At 38.6% G+C, this 19,826-nt stretch carries 13 protein-coding genes; all 13 read right to left on the bottom strand.

Features of this window, described 5'->3' with window-relative positions; all coding sequences use genetic code 11:
- Positions 1-14: 14 nt before the first annotated feature.
- Positions 15-794 (bottom strand): enoyl-CoA hydratase/isomerase family protein, encoded by a 780-nt coding sequence (locus CRO56_RS03375; RefSeq protein ID WP_097157162.1) that lies wholly within the window; start codon positions 792-794, stop codon positions 15-17.
- A gap of 16 nt (positions 795-810) precedes the next feature.
- Positions 811-1,653, bottom strand: a complete 843-nt coding sequence (locus tag CRO56_RS03370; protein ID WP_097157161.1) for a 3-hydroxyacyl-CoA dehydrogenase — start codon at positions 1,651-1,653, stop codon at positions 811-813.
- An 11-nt stretch (positions 1,654-1,664) separates the two neighbouring features.
- Positions 1,665-3,632, bottom strand: a complete 1,968-nt coding sequence (locus CRO56_RS03365; RefSeq protein WP_097157160.1) for a TRAP transporter permease — start codon at positions 3,630-3,632, stop codon at positions 1,665-1,667.
- 41 nt (positions 3,633-3,673) lie between these two features.
- Positions 3,674-4,672 carry a TAXI family TRAP transporter solute-binding subunit gene (locus CRO56_RS03360; protein WP_097157159.1) on the bottom strand — a complete coding sequence of 333 codons (999 nt, stop codon included), beginning with the start codon at positions 4,670-4,672 and terminating at the stop codon, positions 3,674-3,676.
- A gap of 13 nt (positions 4,673-4,685) precedes the next feature.
- Positions 4,686-5,342, bottom strand: a complete 657-nt coding sequence (locus CRO56_RS03355; protein WP_097157158.1) for a 3-oxoacid CoA-transferase subunit B — start codon at positions 5,340-5,342, stop codon at positions 4,686-4,688.
- Positions 5,329-6,015: a CoA transferase subunit A gene (locus tag CRO56_RS03350; protein WP_097157157.1), complete on the bottom strand. Its 687-nt coding sequence runs from the start codon at positions 6,013-6,015 to the stop codon at positions 5,329-5,331. Before CRO56_RS03350 ends, CRO56_RS03355 begins: the two co-directional genes overlap by 14 nt.
- On the bottom strand, positions 5,990-7,408 hold the full coding sequence (locus tag CRO56_RS03345; protein WP_097157156.1) for a CoA-binding protein: 1,419 nt from the start codon (positions 7,406-7,408) through the stop codon (positions 5,990-5,992). The genes CRO56_RS03350 and CRO56_RS03345 overlap by 26 nt, the downstream gene beginning before the upstream one ends.
- The gene (locus CRO56_RS03340) at positions 7,405-9,456 is read right to left on the bottom strand and encodes a sigma 54-interacting transcriptional regulator (protein WP_179714154.1); all 2,052 of its coding nucleotides are present in this window, start codon (positions 9,454-9,456) and stop codon (positions 7,405-7,407) included. The genes CRO56_RS03345 and CRO56_RS03340 overlap by 4 nt, the downstream gene beginning before the upstream one ends.
- A gap of 598 nt (positions 9,457-10,054) precedes the next feature.
- Positions 10,055-12,796, bottom strand: coding sequence for a carboxypeptidase regulatory-like domain-containing protein (locus CRO56_RS03335; protein ID WP_097157155.1), 2,742 nt, complete (start codon positions 12,794-12,796; stop codon positions 10,055-10,057).
- 286 nt (positions 12,797-13,082) lie between these two features.
- A complete protein-coding gene (locus tag CRO56_RS03330; RefSeq protein ID WP_097157154.1) occupies positions 13,083-14,123 on the bottom strand; it encodes a hypothetical protein in 1,041 nt (346 codons plus the stop codon).
- 12 nt (positions 14,124-14,135) lie between these two features.
- Complete coding sequence (locus tag CRO56_RS03325) at positions 14,136-15,578, bottom strand: MBOAT family O-acyltransferase (RefSeq protein ID WP_097157153.1); 1,443 nt, start codon at positions 15,576-15,578, stop codon at positions 14,136-14,138.
- 218 nt (positions 15,579-15,796) lie between these two features.
- Complete coding sequence (locus CRO56_RS03320) at positions 15,797-16,417, bottom strand: S-layer homology domain-containing protein (protein ID WP_142305182.1); 621 nt, start codon at positions 16,415-16,417, stop codon at positions 15,797-15,799.
- A gap of 463 nt (positions 16,418-16,880) precedes the next feature.
- On the bottom strand, positions 16,881-19,412 hold the full coding sequence (locus CRO56_RS03315) for an S-layer homology domain-containing protein (protein ID WP_097157151.1): 2,532 nt from the start codon (positions 19,410-19,412) through the stop codon (positions 16,881-16,883).
- Positions 19,413-19,826: the final 414 nt, after the last annotated feature.

Genomic DNA, 19,826 nt, shown 5'->3' with positions numbered 1-19,826 from the left:
CTGTCTCTCCCTTTTTATTGATTGCTAAATTCAGCTGCCCTTTTTTCTAAGAATGCTTGAGTTCCCTCTTTTTTGTCATCTGTTCCAAACGCAACAGCTTGCGCAAGCTTTTCAATCAGCATGGCTGTTTCAAGGTCCGCATCATAGCCTTTATGTATCGCAAGCTTTGCCAATTTGATCGCAACAGGACCCTTTCTCTTAACTTGGGAGGCAACCTCTTCTGCCTTGTTCTCCAATTCATCTTCCGCTGCAAGATAAGAAACAAGACCGATCCTTTCTGCTTCTTCCCCATCAATAATTTTGCCGGTAAGAATCATATCCAGCGCTCTCCCTTTGCCGACAATTCTGGACAGGCGCTGTGTTCCGCCTGCTCCGGGAATAATGCCAAGATTTAACTCAGGCAGTCCGAACTTTGCATTTTTAGTGGCAATCCGAATATCACAGGCCAATGCAAGTTCACAGCCTCCGCCCAAAGCATAGCCTTTCACGGCAGCAATGGTGACTTTGCTGGACTGTTCTATTTTTTTATATAGACCTTGCATGCCTGGTATTAGGGCCTCAAGCATTTTTCTATCATGAAGCTGCTTAATATCTGCTCCCGCAGCAAAGGACTTATTCCCTGCCCCTTGAATAATAATTAATTTCACCTCATGATTGGCTTCTGCCCAATGAAAGGCATCCTCAAGCTCTTGGAGTGTTGCCTGATTTAATGCATTACGGTATTCTGGACGGTTTATTGTCAGCCACATAGATCCCTGTTCGATTTCAACGTGAAGATTTTCATACGGGTGCATGCTCTCAACCCCCTTGTCAATATTGATAGAAACCTTTGCCGCTTTTTTTGCCTAACCGCCCGGCTTTTACATACTTTAATAACAGAGGGCATGGACGATATTTTTCACCAAGTGTCTTGTATAAGTACTCCATATTACGCAAACGAGTATCTAATCCTACTAAATCCGCCAATTCAAGCGGACCCATCGGATGGTTAAGCCCAAGCTTTAACGCTTTATCAATGTCTTCTGCCGATGCAACACCTTCCATCAGCATATTCATAGCCTCATTTCCAATCAGACAATTCATGCGGGAAGTAATAAATCCCGGAAACTCATTAACTTCCACCGTTTCTTTTTTCAGCTTTTTCCCAACCTCTTTTACAATACTTACAGTGTCATCAGAGGTCTCCATCCCTCTGATAACTTCAATGAGCTTCATTTTATGAACTGGATTGAAGAAGTGCATAGCAATTACTTTATCCGGACGGGACGTTTGGGCACCGATCTCTGTTGGGCTCATTGTTGAAGTATTAGTCGCTAATATGGTTCCCGGTGCACAAATCTTATCCAGTTTTTTAAAAATATCAATCTTTAATTCCATTTTTTCAAGAACGGCTTCAATAACCAGATCAGCATCTTTTGCGGCAATCTCTAAATCTGTTTCAAAAAAGAGGTGCTTCTTTGCATTTTGATATTGATCTTCGGATATAAAGCCCTTCTGGAAACTGTTATCAAGAAGGGTGAAGATATCTTTTTTCGCTTTTTCCAATATTTCTTCATTAATATCATTTAGATAAACTTCGAACCCTGAGACGGCACAGGAATAGGCAATTCCTTTTCCCATCACCCCTGCACCTACTACTGTAATGTTTTTCATTTTGTTCCCCCTCAGTTTAAAAATGTATTCTCAACGGTTCTACTTTTAGGTAAAAACTTTTGATATAAAAACACTGCTGCCATGATTGCAAAACCTATAAGGTCAGAAACCAGTCCCGGATTCACCATTAGAAGAGCACCAATAAATAGGAGCATCCTTTCATACCAATATGCCTGCCGGATCAGCCATCCTTCTGCAGCGCAAGCGAGACCAATAATTCCGACGATGGATGTTACAACCGAAAGGATAATTTCTGGAACGCCCCCTACAAGAAGCAAGGTCTCCCCATATACGAACATATATGGAACAATAAATGCGGCAAGCCCCAGTCTTACAGCAGTCATACCAGTTTTCATTGGATCCGATCCAGCAAGTCCAGCTGCGGCAAAAGCAGCAAGTGCCACTGGTGGTGTAATAGCAGATAAAGCTGCAAAATAAAAAACAAACATATGTGCAGCAAGCGGCGATACACCCAGTTCTATTAATGCCGGAATCGTTAATGGTACCTGTACGATATAAGCAGCAACCGTAGGAAGGCCCATTCCCAGAATGATACTTGTGATCATAGTGAAAACAAGAGTGATTATGAGGATGCCTCCGGATAAATCAATGATTAAACTGCTAAACTTCAGGCCAATGCCGGTCAGTCCAATAATCCCGATGATAAAGCCTGAAGCCGCACAGGCAATAGCCGTTTCAATGGCTGCTCTTGCTCCTAAATCCAGCGCTTTATAGATTTTAGAGAACGATAGTCTTGTAGCGCTTTTTAACGCTGCTATCAATATCGTCACACCAATGGAATAGAGACCAGCCCTCATGGGCGAAGAGCCTGACGCAAGCATCACTACAATGACTGCGAGCGGAATAAAAAACATGAATCCGCTTTTGAATACACTCCACACTTTCGGAAGTTCTTCTTTTTTCAATCCAACAAGTCCTATACGTCTAGCCCTCATGTCCACCTGGAAATACAGACAGCAATAATAAAGAACTGCAGGAATAATAGCGGCTATCGCTATATCCATATAAGGTACACCTAAATAGGAAGCAATGATAAAAGCGGAAGCTCCCATGATTGGAGGCATAATTTGACCTCCAGTAGATGAAACTGCTTCTACTGCAGCTGCAAAGTGACTTTTATAGCCTGTTTTCTTCATTAGCGGAATAGTAAAAGCACCGGTTGTTACAGTATTGGCAACAGCACTGCCTGATATCGTTCCTAAAATGGAGCTGGCCAAAATCGCCGTTTTCGCTGGACCTCCACGATATTTCCCCATTCCTGCTACCGATAAATCGATGAAAAACTGTCCAGCTCCTGAAACCTCAAGGAACTTACCAAATAAAATAAAAAGGAAAATGAATGTAGCGGATACTCCAAGCGGAGTGCTAAAAATACCCGTCACTGTATAAAAAAGGTGATCAATAATCCACATTAATGTAAATTCGCGATGGGAAAGAGATCCTGTAATTATATGGCCCCACACGCCGTACACAATACAAATTAAAATAATGAAGACAAGCGTATTGCCTATTACTCTGCGTGTCGCTTCCATTAACAATAAACCTGAGACTATACCGATAGAGATTTCCAGCGTAGTCAGCGGTTCAATGTAACTCATACGTGAAGAGATTACCTGTGAGTTCATAACATAATAGGAATAACAAGCAATCGACAGGATGATAAACAGCCAATCATACCAAGGGATGCTTTCATTTTTCACCACTTTTTTGGAAGGTTTATATATGGCAAATGATAAAATTAGCGCAAATCCCAAATGGGCTGAACGCTGTAAAATCGACTCAAATACTCCAAAAAAAGCTGTATATAAATGAAACAGCGACATAAGAACCGCAACAATTGAGATAATCTTTGCAGCTGCGCCCTTTAATAGGCGCAGTTTGCTGTTAAGATTTCCATCCTCATCATATTCGCTAACGATTTTTGAGGCTTCTAGTTCTGTAAAATCTTGTTTAGACATCATTTCACCTTCTTTTCCAGGATTGAGATAAGTTATGACGATTACTTAAGTGCCCCAATTTCTTTGTAATATTTCTCTGCTCCTGGATGGAGTTTACCTACATTGTGCGTAACTGAGTATTCTGCATTAAAGTCTTTCATAACAGGTGATAAAGTTGCCCACGTCTCTTTTTCTTCTACCATCATCTTCGTAAGCTTATAAACAGTCTCTTCATCCATTAGATCATCACTTACCAATAGAACTGTATACCCTGCCACAGTTTTAACATCTTCTTTTACATTGGAATACGTTCCGCCTTCAACCGTATATTCGAGATAGCCTTCATTCATCTCATGCAGACCTTTAATAGTTTCATCATCTAAAGGAATTAACCGAATCCCAAGTGTTGTATCAAGTTCCTGGAAAGTGGAAACTGGTGCTGAAATCATTCCTACAATTGCATCAATATGTCCGTCACGAAGCAGGTCAGCTCCATCAGCAGTGCCGATATATTCGATTCCGCCAAGGTCATCATAAGTCATATCGTTCAGTTTCAAAATGTCGATGAAAGCAAGTTCCCCGCTGTAGCCTTTAATCCCTGGACTAACTTTCTTTCCCTTCAAATCTTGAACAGAATAGATATCAGAATCCTCACGAACAACGATATGGAATACATTTGGGTACAGGGTAGCAACGGTGCTGACATTATCAATCTTTTCTTTAAATGAGTTAATTCCATTTATTGCTTCTGGTACAGTTTGGCCGTTACTGAATCCCAGTGCAAAGGTTCCTTGGCTTAGACCTAGAAGATTAGAAACAGATCCTCCTTCTACAATTGTGACGGATGTTTCAGGAAAGACTTCCTTCATTTTTTCGCCCATTGCTCCGGACAGCGTATACCAGAAACCGCCAACGGTCGCTGATCCAAACGTCATATCTCTAGGAGCTCCTTCTGCTTCCGGTTCTCCATTTTTACTTTCGCTGCTGCCTGCTTCATTAGAAGAACAACCTGCCAGTACCATTAAAATAAATGTCATCAATACTGCTAAAATCTTTTTCATCGTAAAATCCTCCTTAATTTGCTTTGATTTTTGGTTTTTCTAATAAAGAAAAATGGGCATCTGTTACCATTCGCAATGTCTCAACTGAAACATCGGAAAGGATTTCAGCCAGATACATTTCTCCTGCGATAAACTTAAAAACTGCATGTTCGGTCACAATCATATCGACCTTCCTTGCACCACTGCTTGGGAATGTAAGCTTTTTTACTAGCTTGGGGCTGCCGTCTTTTGATAAGTGCATCGATGCGATAATGATCCGTTTCGCTCCTGCAACTAAATCCATAGCTCCGCCTACTCCAAGGATGGTTTGACCGGGCACTGTCCAGTTGGCAACTTCACCTGTTTCATCCACTTGCAAGGCACCCAGAACAGCTGTATCAATATGGCCTCCTCGAATCATCCGGAAAGAGTCAGAGCTATCAAAGAGTGAAGCCCCGATATCCATTGTAATAGGCTTTTTACTGGCACTAATCAAATCCATATCCATGTCCTCATCAGCTGGCGACGGCCCCATACCAAGGAGGCCGTTTTCAGATTGTAAATAAACCTTCTTGCTACCTAGGTAATCTGGAATAAGTGTAGGAATGCCAACTCCCAAATTGACGATTTCACCTTCTATTAATTCCTTTGCCACTCTTTTGGCGATTTTAATTCTGTCAGACTGACTCAATGTATCTCCCCCCTTTTTTCATATACCGATTGATTACGATATAATCTACATATAAATGAGGTGTCACAACTTCTTCTGGAGCAAATGCCCCTGCTTCAACTATCTCATCTACTTCTGCGATGACAATGTTCGCGGCGGTAGCCATAACCGGATTGAAGTTTCTTGCCGTCTTGTCATAAATTAAATTTCCAAGCTTATCAGCCTTATGCGCTTTCACAATGGCCACATCGCCTTTGATTGCTTTTTCAAAAATGTATGACTCACCATCAATTACTTTTTCTTCTTTACCTTCAGCCAGCTTGGTTCCTACACCAGTCTTCGTATAAAACCCGCCGATGCCAGCCCCGCCGCAGCGGATTGCTTCTGCTAAAGTACCTTGCGGAATCAATTCAATGTCGAGTTCACCATTTGACCACGCTTTTACAGCATCTCGGTTCGTAGTGAAATAAGACCCCTTTGCTTTTTTTAATTTACCTGCAAGCAAAAGCTTACCTAGCCCCCTCCCTTCTTCTCCTAAGTTATTACTTATGACTGTAAGGTCCTGTTTATCTGATTTCGCCAATTCATCAATCAGAGTCAGCGGCGTGCCTGAAAGCCCGAATCCGCCAACCAGCAATGTGTCACCGCTACGAATATGCAAAAGCGCATCAGCCGGATTTAAAAGTTTTTTCATTTTGACCATCCTCTCGATTATGGCAAGCAGAATAATTCACATAGGCTGAAAAAGATTTAATTGCTGTATTCTCATGAATGAAGTATGGCTTCTTTGTTTCCTTTAATATGTCAATCGCTAACTCATTCTGATATCCTTGGGACATAAAAATCGGGATAAAAATACAATTGCTCTCATGCATTAATTTTTGAACTTTTCTTGCTAGAATTTCATTTTGATAATCAACTTGAAATGGAAAAGGAACAATAATATTATCAAAGTCTCCTGATTCCAAAAGAACCTCCAAACAGCAGGTTAGCTTCGATAAATCATCATAAACAATCGTAGTCAAATCCAGTGGGTTCATGAATGCTTTTTCAATCCCGGTAATATGAGTCATTTGTTTCTGAAGATCTGCTGATAGTGAAGGAAGCGAGATTCCATACTTTGCGCATAAATCAGCCAAGTAAATCGAGGTGGCTCCTGCCCATGAAAAAATGACTGTGCGCTCTCCTCTTGCTTTTTTGTATGTATCAAACAGCCAGGAAACTGCTACCACTTCATCAATACTTTGCGCTTTTATTAACCCCGGATGATGTACCATATCCCATGGGATTGCATAATCATTATGTCTGCCAAGATGATGCTTTACCGCTATACGCGATATCTTCGAATGTCCAATTGGAAGAAGTATGACTGGTTTTTGTTTGATGTAAGCTTGGTGAAGCAGACGGAAAAACCTCTCCTCTTCAGAAACGGATTCAATAATTAATAGAATTGTTTCTGTAGATGGGTCATGAATTAAAAATTCGAAGCAGTCATTCATGTTGATATCCATTTCATTCCCTGGAGAAAGCCAATAGGAAAAACCAAGACCTTTTTCGTTTGCATCCAGAACAGCCCTTCCAAGGCTGCCTCCATGGCTGATTAATCCAACCGATCCTTTTCGGAAATTTTTAGGTTCAAAACGGGGGGAAAAAGAAATTCCCCAATTCGCGATATAATGGTAGAAACCAGGTGAGTTAGGTCCATAAACCGCTGTTTCTGTTCCCTTTATAATTTTCTGGAGTTCCTTCTCCCTTACAATTCCATCAGCGCCACTTTCAGAAAAACCCGAGCTAATAATGATGACGCTTTTCACTTGCTTCTTAACACATTCTTTTAAGATTTTTTGGGTATGTATGTAAGGAACAATGACACAAGCCAGATCAATCTCTTCTTTTATATCAAGTACACTTGGATAACTTTGAATTCCGGAAATACTTTCATAGTTAGGGTTAACGAGATAAATTTCACCGGTGAAATTAGATTTCTGAAGATTAATCATCACACGTCCAGCATTATGATGGAATCTTTCTGAAGCACCTATGATTGCAATACTTTTAGGGGAGACAATGGGCTGTAATGTTCTCATGTTCTTAAAGATCCCCTTTCAAATTTTTTCACCTTCCGTACGATAGTGGAAGGATTTACTTCAAGAGCCCTGGCAATACCCCGATAGGACTTTTCAGATAGTGCTGCCTTATAGATAAGCTCTCTTTCCAGTTCTTCTACAGCTTCTTTTAAAGGTAAAACTTTGTTTACAATAATAGATTTGTTGACATCCGTTTTTTGTTCTTCCGTTTTACCAAATAAGGAGAGAACATCTTGCTCCTTCACTTCAAAATTTGTTGCTGTTACGAAAATTCTTTCTATGATGTTTACAAGTTCTCTTACATTTCCTGGCCACTGATAACTTGTAAGGACTTGTATGGCTTTTTTTGAAAATCTGAGATGTTTGCCATATTTCGCCGTAAATTTTTTGGAGTACATATCGATAAGAAGCGGAATATCTTCAACTCTCCTTCTCAAAGGAGGAATGGATATTGGAATAACATTAAGCCGATAAAATAAATCCTCCCGAAAGCTTCCTTCTAAAACCAGTTCCTGCAGATCTCTGTTTGTAGCAGCAATGACACGGACATCTATCTTTGTTGGTGTTGCCGAACCTACCCGGGTTATCTCCATTTCCTGCAGTACCCGCAAAAGCTTAACCTGCAGGCGGTTAGGTATTTCTCCAATCTCATCCAGGAAAAGAGTTCCATTATTTGCTTGTTCAAACAATCCTGCTTTGCCCTTCTTTAAAGCACCTGTAAATGCACCGCCTTCATAACCAAATAATTCTGATTCCATAAGTGTTTCAGGAATTGCCCCGCAGTTAACCTTAATAAATGGCTGATCTGCCCTCGAACTTGCCTTTTGAATTAGCTTCGCAATTTCCTCTTTCCCCACTCCCGACTCCCCTGTTAAAAGCACCGTTACATCCACTTTGGCTACTTGTTCAACAGTTTCTATCAGTCTCTTCATCTCTAAAGATTGGGCAATAAAGAATTCTGGTTTCTCAGAAAGGTGCATATGTTCCAAAATAGACTTCGTTTTTTCAAGTTCATTTCTTAATGCATCGAATTCAGTCATATCTCTTACATTGATTACTACTCTTTCAATCTGATTACTGCTATTTTTTATTGGGTTTGCCGTTATTATTAAAGAGTTTTTGGTTTCTTTGCTGGTTTCCATCACGTTATACGATCTGCCTTTTACTTCTACCTGATGAACAATCTCTTTTATATATTCCGGAGTCTCCCACGGTACATTATGATCAATCTCAAAAAGCTCACGAAAACTTTGATTGCTTTTAATAATGTTTCCGTTTCCGTCTGTAATGCAAATACCGTCAGTTGAATTATCCAAAATCGTGTCTTGCTCTTTTAAAAGTTGTTTAACAGATTCCAGTTCATTGGATATAAATTCTATTTCAGAAATATCCTGAAAAACTCCAACCGCACCTGCAAGATTTTTTCCATCATAAAGAGGTGTTCTATGAGTTAAATACTTTCTTTTTCCAACTCGATATTTTTCTGTATGGCCTTTGCCTGTCCGAATAACATCCAATAGGCCACTCGGTGTAACCACATCTGTCAGAAATCTTCCAATTGCTTTTTCTTTTGTTGTCATAGCCATTTTTTCTGCCGAAGGATTAATCGAAGTAATTTTCCCCTCCAAATCAATGGAAAGAATGCCATTATGTGCAGAATTAAAAATGGCATCAAGGCGGCTAATTTCCAGCTGAGAAGCTCTGGCATATGCTGATAGATATTGCCCTTTTGTCAGAAATCCCGTTATCTGTCCATTTATGTTTTGAACAGGCCAGACATCCTGATCTTTAAGTTTTATTTTCTTTATTTCATCTAATTCATTAAGGAAATAAAAGCTGGTCTGATAAATTTCAGACAATACTTTTTTCTCTTTCACCAAACCCTCTAAAATGTCATGCTCTGAAAAACACCCGGTCAACTCATCTTTAGCGTTATAAACAACCCCGCCTTTCATTTGGGATTTGAGCAATCTTTTTGCAACTCTATCGATGTAATCGTTTTCAAAAAATTTAATAGAAGTACGAGTCATCGCATCTTTAACTAGCAACTTTTGCCACCCCTTTGAGAGATTCACTCATAATTTTATAATGCAAGAATCGTGCCAACGTGCGAAAACGGAGAAAATACTATCATTTCTAATATTTCTTAATATTTAAACTATATAATTAATAGAAAATTGTTGCAATGCTGCAACAAGTGTTGCGAAAATGCACCATCATTAAATTCAGCTGATTAAATTAGTAGGACGTTTAACTTAATATATCGTTTTCGTAATTATTAATGTTGCATTTTTGCAACATATAGAGACAAGATCGGGATATGGTATTTGAAGAAGGAGAGATGCTACCATATTTCGTAAATATGGGAAATTGGAAAAGCTTTGTTTGTTGTCATTGCTTTTGTATTGATATTATACTGTTTTCAAAATTCTGTTTTGCGGAAGGCTATGTAATATCATTCCGTACGACTCTTATGAGGAGAAAGCTTTATACAGTTCATTGAAGAATAATATCATGGGAACATGGTGGAACATAGGGACGGTTCTTGCGTTTCAGAAGTGGGATGAAACAGAAGAACCGTCCCTTTGTTTCACAAAAAGACGACACCATGATAGGATGTCGTCTTTGAGTTAGATAGGATATATTTTATTTAACAGGTGTTAATTGAATAACAGGTACGTTAACAGCTGCGCCGGCTACTGTGATTTCTTTTTCAGCTGCAAGGTATCCGTTTTGGTAGACGGCTAGTGTGTAGTTTCCGTCGACTAATGCTAGTTCAGCAGTTCCAGCAGAAGTTGTTAGGATTTCTTTAATGCTGCCGTCTGCTTTAAAGACTACCACTTTCGCACCATTAACGTTTGCATTGGCTTCGTCAACAACACGGAAGTTAACATCACGTTGAGCAGCTACTTTATCAACAACGATTTTAAGCTCAGCCGCTTCACCTTTAGCTACGGAAACAGCCTTTTCAACATCTACGAATTCTGCAGATGCTACATCAATGTTAAGCTCGTAAGTTCCCGCTGGTAGGTTATTAAATGTAATGGTGTTGGATACAGCTGCTGCACCTTCCCATGTACCTACTTGCGGAGAAGTTGGGTCTACAAATGCATCTGCTAAATCAAATCCATTAATAGCTACATCAACTGGCTTACCTTCACTATCAACAACAGAAAGTTTAAGAGAAGCATTTCCGCCTTTAGTGACTGCATAGTTTACAGCTGACAAGTTATCTCCAGCTTTAACGGCTTGAGCAGTTGTGTAAGTTTCAACACCCGTACCGCGAACTACTACTTCATAAGTTCCTGCAGCAAGGTCTGATAAGCTATACGCACCGCTTGCATTAGTAGTTACAGTCGCTACTTCTTCACCTTTTTCATCGTAGTAAGTAACGGTTGCACCTGCTACAGCAGTAAGTGTACCGCTTGTACGAACGTAACCGGCAACGTCACCTGTTGTAACTACATTATCAAGATCTAATGCAGGTACTTCAGTGTTCGTGTTTTTGCTCACTGTAAATTCAGCTGAAGTTTCAGCGACAAAGTCAGCCCCTGAAGCTTGTACTTTATAAGTGCCTGCAGAAACACTAGTAAATGTATAAGTACCATTCACAACTTCAGTAGAATCTACTACATTTCCATTTACATCAATTAAATCAACTTTCACACCATTTGCAACCGCAGTTGTACCTGAAACAGTTCCAGCTGGAGTGACTCTTTCTTCAACCGTTTCATTACCGTCAACTGTTACAGAAAATTCTTTTGTTTCAACAAAATCACCAGAAAGTCTTAATGTATATTGTCCTGGAGCAATTCTAGAAAAATCAAATGATAATGTTGAATCAGAACCTGTTACATCTTGTTTACCGATCACAGTGTTGCCATTTAAAATCTCCAAAGTGTAAGTTGCTTCAGCATTGAAACTATCACTTAAGGATACAGTCCCAAATCCGGCAGAAACCGTGTATCCTGCTTCAAGTTTTACATTATGTGTTGCGTTCGTTCCTTCTTGAACAGTGAATTCTGTATAAGATACAGCTGAACCAGCATGGTCAACCACAACGTTGTAAGTACCACTTACTAATTGAACATCCGCAACACTATATTTACCTTCAGTATTGGTAGTAGTTGTTGCTACTTCAGTACCTTGAGCATCGTAAACAGTTACTTCTGCACCACTTACTACTTTACCAGCTGCATCCGTAACAGTTCCTGTGATATCCAACACTTCAATATCATCAAGTTCAATTCCGTTAAGAACGTTAGCTACTTCTTGGCTATCAAGAGTAATCGTTTGAACGTTATCTTTGTAACCATCAAAGCTTACAGTTAAGCGATATTCAGCACCTAATTGTAATTTTGATGATGCGTCTTCTTGATCAATAACGTAACTTCCTGCAATAGTTGTAACTCCAGCCACTTTTGTCCAAGCTTTTGCCACTTCATCATAAGATTCAAGTGTAACATCGGCTCCGTTAATAGCTGCTCCTGTTTCTCCATCAATTACGACACCAGAAACGGCGATCGCAGTCGTATCAATTTCTTGGCCATCAATGTCTGTAGTGAAAGAAGTTACTTCATCAGCAACCACTTTTACATTCGCAGCAGTAACGGTTTTATATCCATTTGCTTCAACTGATACTGTATGGCTGCCTGGTTGAACATTAAGAAGTTCATAGTACCCTTCTTCGTTTGTTTTAGCCGTTTTGCCAGCGATTTTAACAGTTGCACCTGTAACAGGCTTAGAACCGTCAAATACGAACCCGGCAATACCAGATGCTAATACTTCTAATGTATCCGCTTTATGTAAGAAGATCGCGAATTCACCACGAGTAATGTTTTGTCCTACAGCGAAAGAAGTAGCCGTTTTACCGCTTGTGATTTCGTTAGCTACCATAGCTTGAACTGCTGCTTCGTAACGAGTTCCAATTACATCTGTGAACTTAAGTTCAACATCTCCGCTGATTTCATATGCTTTGGCAAGTATAAGTGCCATTTCTCCACGAGTTAATGAATCATGCGCACCGAAAGTAGTTGCTGTTTTACCGTTTACAATACCAGCTGCTTTAAGAGCATTAACCGCTTTAACCGCACGGTCTGGAACATCCGTAAATCCAGAAGCTGGTGCGTTTGTACCATCAAGTCCAAGAGCTTTAGCAATCATAACAGCTGCATCAGCGCGTTTAATTTCTTTGGAAACTCCGAATTGTGTTGGAGTTAATCCTGAAGTGATTTCTTTTGCAACTAAGTAATCTACTGCTTCTTTATATTTAGATGAAACATCTGTAAATTCTGCAGCAGATGCTACTGGTGCTACTGCAGTTGCTACTAAAGTGGCAGTTGCTGCAGTTGCCATAAATTTGCGATGTGTCTTTGGCTTGTAAGACATAGTAGAAATTCCCCCTGTTTTGCTATTTTTCTTGTTTAATGGAAAAGGAATTCGCTATGTTTAACTACCATTTATACCGAACTAAAATGGTAGATTATTAGTTATGTATAAGAATGATAATTAAACGCTTTATTACTTCTCCTAAAAATAATTCTAGCAAATGAAGATAGTGGAAATATACTGGATGTTGATGCCAATTAATTACCAATTGATGGAGGCATTTTATAAAAACTGGATTAAAAAAAAAAGAGAGATTTACCAAATCCGATTTGGTAAATCTCCTATTTTAAAATTCCGCAACTAACCCTCTTACAAATCCTAAATGTTCCTCTAGATTTTCCCTTGTTACATAAACTCCGAAATCTTCTGGAACATCTTCGTCAGCCCCACTGAGCCGGTGAGCAATAAGGGTTCCTATTTCCGGATAAAAATGATGCCCATCAAAATAATTTGATTGATCATTGGTCACCGAATTTGGGTACATGAAATTATAAACTCCACCGTAAACGTCGACAAGATCTGTTAACCAGCGTTCATAATCATCAAGCTGTCCCTCTTCCACTAACGCTTGAAAAAGTGCTGTAGAAATCGGGGTTGTAAAAACAATAAGATTTGAGTTCGGGTTACTGTCCTTTACCTTACTGATAATTTCTTTATACTGCGGATAGTAGACATAGTTATCTCCATAAAATGTAGAACGAAACCGGTCGATTTTCTTTATCGTATCAACCTCTGCAGTTTCTTTATCTATTTCCATTGCCATGGCCACATTATCTCGGTTATAGATTCTTTCTTCTATTACTACGTTATCTTTAGACATTTTGAAGTTATGAAGTGCATATTTAAAAACATCATAGGACAATAAATATTTCCAGCGATAAAGAGGTTTTGTCACCTTCTCGACATAGTTGTCCAGGGAGTGCGGAGCAGAACTCTCCTGCGTACTGGATTTAAAAAAATCCACTCCAATCATGATGTTTTCAAACTCTTCCCCATGCTGAGCTTTAGCAAACTCGACAAAACTCCAGTATTCACGGATCGACATATTGGAAACGGAATAATTATAAACATCCATGCCGACAAAGTCATGAGGATTTATATACGTACTGCGACTGCTGCCGATCAAAAGGGTATCATACTCAAATGGCTGAAAGTAAATTTCGCTTGTCTTTTGCTCTCTTTCATTAATAACGGTCTGACGATCGTTGAACTCATTCGCATGGCCAAACGTCCACATCGGATCGATATAGTAAATAAATGAAGTAAAGATGAGCGTCAAAACAATTACGATCCCCATAACAGTCATCGTAAATCGCTTATAAGACATTTAGATACCACCTTAGAAATTAAAGTATAGAAACTCGCTGACATTTAAAAGCTGTGTAAAACAATAGAGCAATAAGGCTGAAGTAAAAATGGCATTGAACCAATTTGGCTTCATATTCTTTGTCAGTTCAATCGAATTTCTCATTAAGAAGGCAAGGATCATTCCGATTAACAGACTGCTAAAGATAAAGACAAGGCTCTGTTCAAGCGGAAATTGATAGAAGTTTTCGGAACTAATGTTTGGCAGATAGACCTTGATTTCTTTCGGAAGATAAACTCCATTCAACCCGATCATGGCCTTCAGTACATTTAAAGCCTCACTGATAGATGGTGCCCTAAAAAACACCCAGGTAGCATTCACAAATTGGAATGTAATAAACCAGGCTATCCATTTATTTAATTTAAAACCAGCTTTCTTCCACAGTCTTGCAATGATACTAGCAAGACCATGCAACGTTCCCCAAAGGATAAACGTCCATCCGGCTCCATGCCATATTCCGCTAATAAAGAAGATAAGAAAGATATTAATATAAGTCCTTGTTGATCCTTTTCGGTTCCCACCTAGGGGAATATAAATATACTTTGTTAAAAAACCTGATAACGTAATATGCCAGCGTCTCCAAAAGTCCTGAATATCAAGCGCTTTGTAAGGAGAATTAAAGTTGATTGGCAGCTTAATGTTAAATAACAGGGCTAGTCCAATCGCCATATCAGAATAACCGCTAAAATCAAAATAAAGTTGGAAAGTATAAGCGAGTGCAGTTGCCCAAGAGTCTAAAAAGGTAAGAGACTCAGTCATGGCGTACCCTTTGTTTGCCCAAATCGCAAACGTATCTGCTAATACAACTTTTTTAAAGAGACCGATAGCAAAGATAAATAGCCCCAATGAAATATTCTCATAGTTGATTTTACGATTTTTACGGTCCGCAAATTGAGGCATAACATCACTATGATGGACAATAGGTCCGGCTATTAATTGAGGGAAAAAGGTAACAAAGATCCCGTAATTTAAAAAGTTATAGTCTTCCGTCTCCCTGCGATAGGAATCGACTAAGTACGCAATTTGTTGGAACGTATAAAAGCTAATAGCTAGTGGTAAAAGTAAGTTTAAAATCGGTAAGTTCGTTCCAAAGAAAGTATTTACATTTTCTACAAAGAAATCGTAATACTTATAGTATCCAAGTAAGCAAACGTTAAATATAATCCCAATAGTAAGGATGGTTTTTCTAAATGAATGTACATGCCTTTTAGACAAAAGACTTCCAATGATAAAGTTAACGACTAGGGAAACCAAAATGAGCGGTAAATAACTTGGATTCCAATACCCATAGAAAAACAAAGACGCAAATAACAGCCATACCTTTGAGATGGTAAAATTTATTTTATTGAATAGAAAATAAACGATAAATACAATCGGAAGAAAAAGAAAAATAAACTCAAATGAGTTAAAAATCACGAGGTATCTCCTCCATCGTTACTCTAACAATCTTTAACTAAATAATCATACTACACCATGAAACTCATGACAATGAAATCTGTCGAAATGGTGTCGAATCAACTCCTTTACATTTTACCGGAGAAAAGATTAACTTGAAACTGTAAAAAGTTGTCAAAATAAAAAGCCCCAATGAGTTCACCTCATCGAGACTTTTACGGTTTATTCAGATTTATATTTTAATATACACCTATTACCTCAGGTTCAGTTCCATTAGCTGCCCGATAAATAAACAAAGCAAATTCACCACGAGTCACATTCCCCGTACCAAAAGTATCTGCATCTTTCCCTGAAGCCACACCATTTTCATAAAGGGCAGCCACATATGGATAAAACCGATCACTTACATCTGTAAATGGAAGTACTGCACCCTCACTAGCAACTAAATCATATGCGCTTGCTATGACCTTAGCCATCTCTTCACGTGTCATTGTATCGTATGTACCAAATCGAGTTGATGTCTTCCCGTGAAAAATCCCTGCTTCAACAAGAGCATTTACATATGCTTGTCTCTCTTGGGGAACATCTGTAAAACCAGCGTTTGGTGCTTGACCTATTGTAAGACCCACCACTTTTGCAATCATTACAGCAGCATCAATTCGTTTAATTGTAAGATCCGTTCCAAATTGAGTCTCGCTAATTCCGCTCGTTGCGTTTTGGCTGATGAGGTAGTCAACTGCTTCTGTGTAATTTTTGTTGACATCTGTGAATGATGCTTCGGCTGATTTTAAAGTTGTAAATACAAGTAGTACTGTCGCAAAAATCGTTAGTAAATTTCTGATTTTTTTTGATAGGTTCAACACTTTTCCTCCTCTTATTTTGAACCCCTAAACTGACTCATTCAATCAAATTTAAAAAGTATTCCTTTTTATTCTATGGGGTATATTTTCTATTCTAGCAGACTAATGAATTTAATTTAACATGTTAATATTTACTAATGTATCTGTCTACACGGACCTCATTGTGAGCGGGGATATTAGAAATGTGTTGCCATCCTTGTGTTAAAGTTGGTGTTATCTTTTTTCCCTATAACTTCACGTTTCTCCAAAGAAACCTCAACTTTCCCCTATAGAAACACTAACATCTACACTACCAGGGCCAGATCTCGAAGGATGGATTTCTCGGACACTCTTCTGTTTTCACGTGATAGAGATACTATTCAACTAAAACACTAATGACGGAATAAAATAAAAACTCCGTCGAGAAAAATCTCTACGGAGCTTTTAAGTTAGAATTAGGTAATTTTACCTTTTATATTACTTATTAGTTAGCTGTAACAGTTACGTCAGCTTTAACTGCAAGACCGTTAGAATCTTTCAAGTCGCCACCAGACTTAGTTGTTACAGTGATAGTTTGAGCTGGGTCGTAGTTAGTACCTGTTGTATTTGAGAAAGTAATTTGTACTTTCTTGCTGTCGCCTGCAACAAGTGCTGCAGTAGCTGCACCAGTTCCTGCTACAACTGTTGAAGAACCTGATTTAATTGTGTAGTTAGCTAATACTTCAGCAATAGCTGCATCTGCTGCATCAGCATGTAATGCTTCGTCAAATGTTAACACTAATGTGTTTCCTAGTTTTTGTGCAGATACTAGATTAGCCGGAGTATTATCCCCAATTTTAACTGTTAAGTTAGTTGGATTTAATACATTGCCTGCTTTATCAGCTACGTTGCTTACTGATAATAAAGCATCAGTTCCAGTAGCAGTGCTTCCAATGTTTACAGAATTAGCTGGTAACTCAATTGTTACACTGTTTTTATCTGTAGTATTGAAGTATGCAACTGTACCACTTGGAAGAGCTCTACCATCTAATAGATAGTTTCCAAGGTTTAATGCACTAGCTGTTACTTCTTCAGAGAAGTCAATTACAAATTTATTAACTCCACTTTGCGGAGCATCTGTAACATTTTCAATGTCTAATGTAGCAGTTGGTTTAGATGAGTCATTACCACTTCCAACAACAATTGTTACAGAACCAGCAGAAGAAAGGTTAGCTTTAGCATCTTTTACTGCTCCAGCTTGTAATTGAACTGTATAAGTTCCGTTAGGAATTGTACCTGTACCAGAAACGAAGTCAACAACAAGAACTTTTTCATTTCCTAATCCAGCTTTTACAACAGTTGTTGCAGCAAGTGCACCAAATCTCACACCATTAGCATCAGTAATGATGATTTTTGATTCATCTACATCTGGATCAGTTCCAAGGAATTCTTCGTTAAATGTTAATTCAAATGTTTGTTTATCGTCAGATAGTTTGCCAGACACTAGAGATGGACCAGTTTTATCAGCATTGAAAGTGAATGATTGATTAAATGCTGCATTTCCATTTCCGTAAACATCTTTAATGGCATCTTTATCTAAAATCAATGTTACAGTTTGAGAATTTACTGGATTTGTTGCTCCATAAATATCTGCTTCTGTAAATGTTACTTCATATGTTTTACCTGAAGTATCATTAGTGTCTTTTACTGCTGCTGTGCTACTGTAAACAGTAGAACCAAGTAAGAACTTGAATTCATTGTTTGCTAATTCGTATCCAGCAGTAGTTCCAAGAGCTTCTGTTAAAACAACTTTTAATTTGTTATGACCAAGTTGAGTAACAGATGCAATTGCAGGACCTTCTGAATCGTTAGGAGCTACAAATGATCCGTTGTAAATAGCCATTTCATTGTTTACAGAGTCTTTAGCGCCTGCAACATAAATTGTAGCAGTTGCACCTTTAGCAACTGTAACTGTTGCTTCAACTTGTGTTTGTGAACCAGCGACAAAGTTAGCAGCAACTGGAGTGCCATTTACACGTACAATTGGAGTTACACCAGTATTCATTGGTTCTGAGAAAGTAACTACTACTTTACCTGCAGAAGTATATTCTACTTTAGCTACAGTTGGAGCAGTTGCATCGTTAACAGTCACAACGCCTTTGAAACTAGGTACAGTTTGTGCTTTATCTTCGGTTTTAACATTTGATACTGTTAAATCAAAAGATGTTTTATTTTGAGAGTTTGTAAATGTAATTACTACAGATTTTTTATCTGATTGAAGTGCTGCAGTTGCACCTGCATCGAAAGTAGAAAGAACTGTGTCATTTACTTTGTAATTTGCTTCATCTTCAGCAGTTGCTTTATCTACTGTTTTGTTGAATTTAACTTCAACTTGTTTAGCGTTAATCGCACTTACACTTACAACTTTTGGATCAGCTGTAAGAAGTTCTACTTTGTACAAGAAGATTGCTAAATCTCCACGTGTAATTTCTTGGTCAGTTCCAAAGCTAGTAGGTGTTTTACCTGAAGTAATTTCGTTAGCTACTAGGGCTTTAACAGCTGATTGGTATTGGCTAGCTACGTCTGTGAATTTTAGTTCAGCTTCACCAGTTAGATCGTAAGCTTTTTGAAGCCAGATAGCCATTTCACCACGAGTTAGAGTGTCGTTAGCACCGAAAGTAGTAGCAGTTTTACCACTAGTGATTCCAGCAGCTTTAAGTGCGTTTGCAGCACCTTCAGCACGTGCAGGTACATCAGTGAAACCAGCATCTGGAGCATTTGTTGTGTCAAGACCAAGAGCTGCTGCTAACCATACAGCTGCGTCAGCACGAATGATGTTTTCAGCAACACCAAACTTAGTAGGAGACATACCTACTGTAATTTTATTGTCTACTAAATACTGTACAGCTTCTGCATATTTTTCACTTACATCAGTGAATTGTGTAGCAGCGGCTGCTGGTGCGACTGCAGATGCAACTAAAGTAGCTGTAGCCGCAGTAGCGATGAACTTGCGATAAGACTTAGGTTGATAAGCCATGTTTTTTGTTTCCTCCCCTGTTTTGTATAACTTTTTTATTAAACTGATTTTTGATCAGTTTATAACGGTTTTGAGTTTCTCAATCCTATTCCCACAAGCTACAACCTATGCGGGTTGCCTCAAAAGAATTCCTCTAAGATATGTAAAAATTTCTAAGTCTTGGATGAATTTACGTGAGATTGGTAGAAATAGAATTATTAAACTCGTAATCTATTCTACCAAAGCGCTAGGATTTTTCAACTGTTTTTTACAAATTTCTCAAGTGGAACCATGGAATTTTCTGCATACATGGGAAAATTGTATGAATTTTTATCCCAAAAATGCACTTTTCTATGCCATTATAGAAAATTTTTTCCTTATATATGACGTATAGTTTACGAAAAAGTTTCACCTAACTCCCAAAAAAAATTTTAT

The organism is Bacillus oleivorans (assembly GCF_900207585.1).
Lineage (GTDB): Bacteria > Bacillota > Bacilli > Bacillales > JC228 > Bacillus_BF > Bacillus_BF oleivorans.
This window is presented reverse-complemented; position numbering and strand designations above follow the sequence as displayed.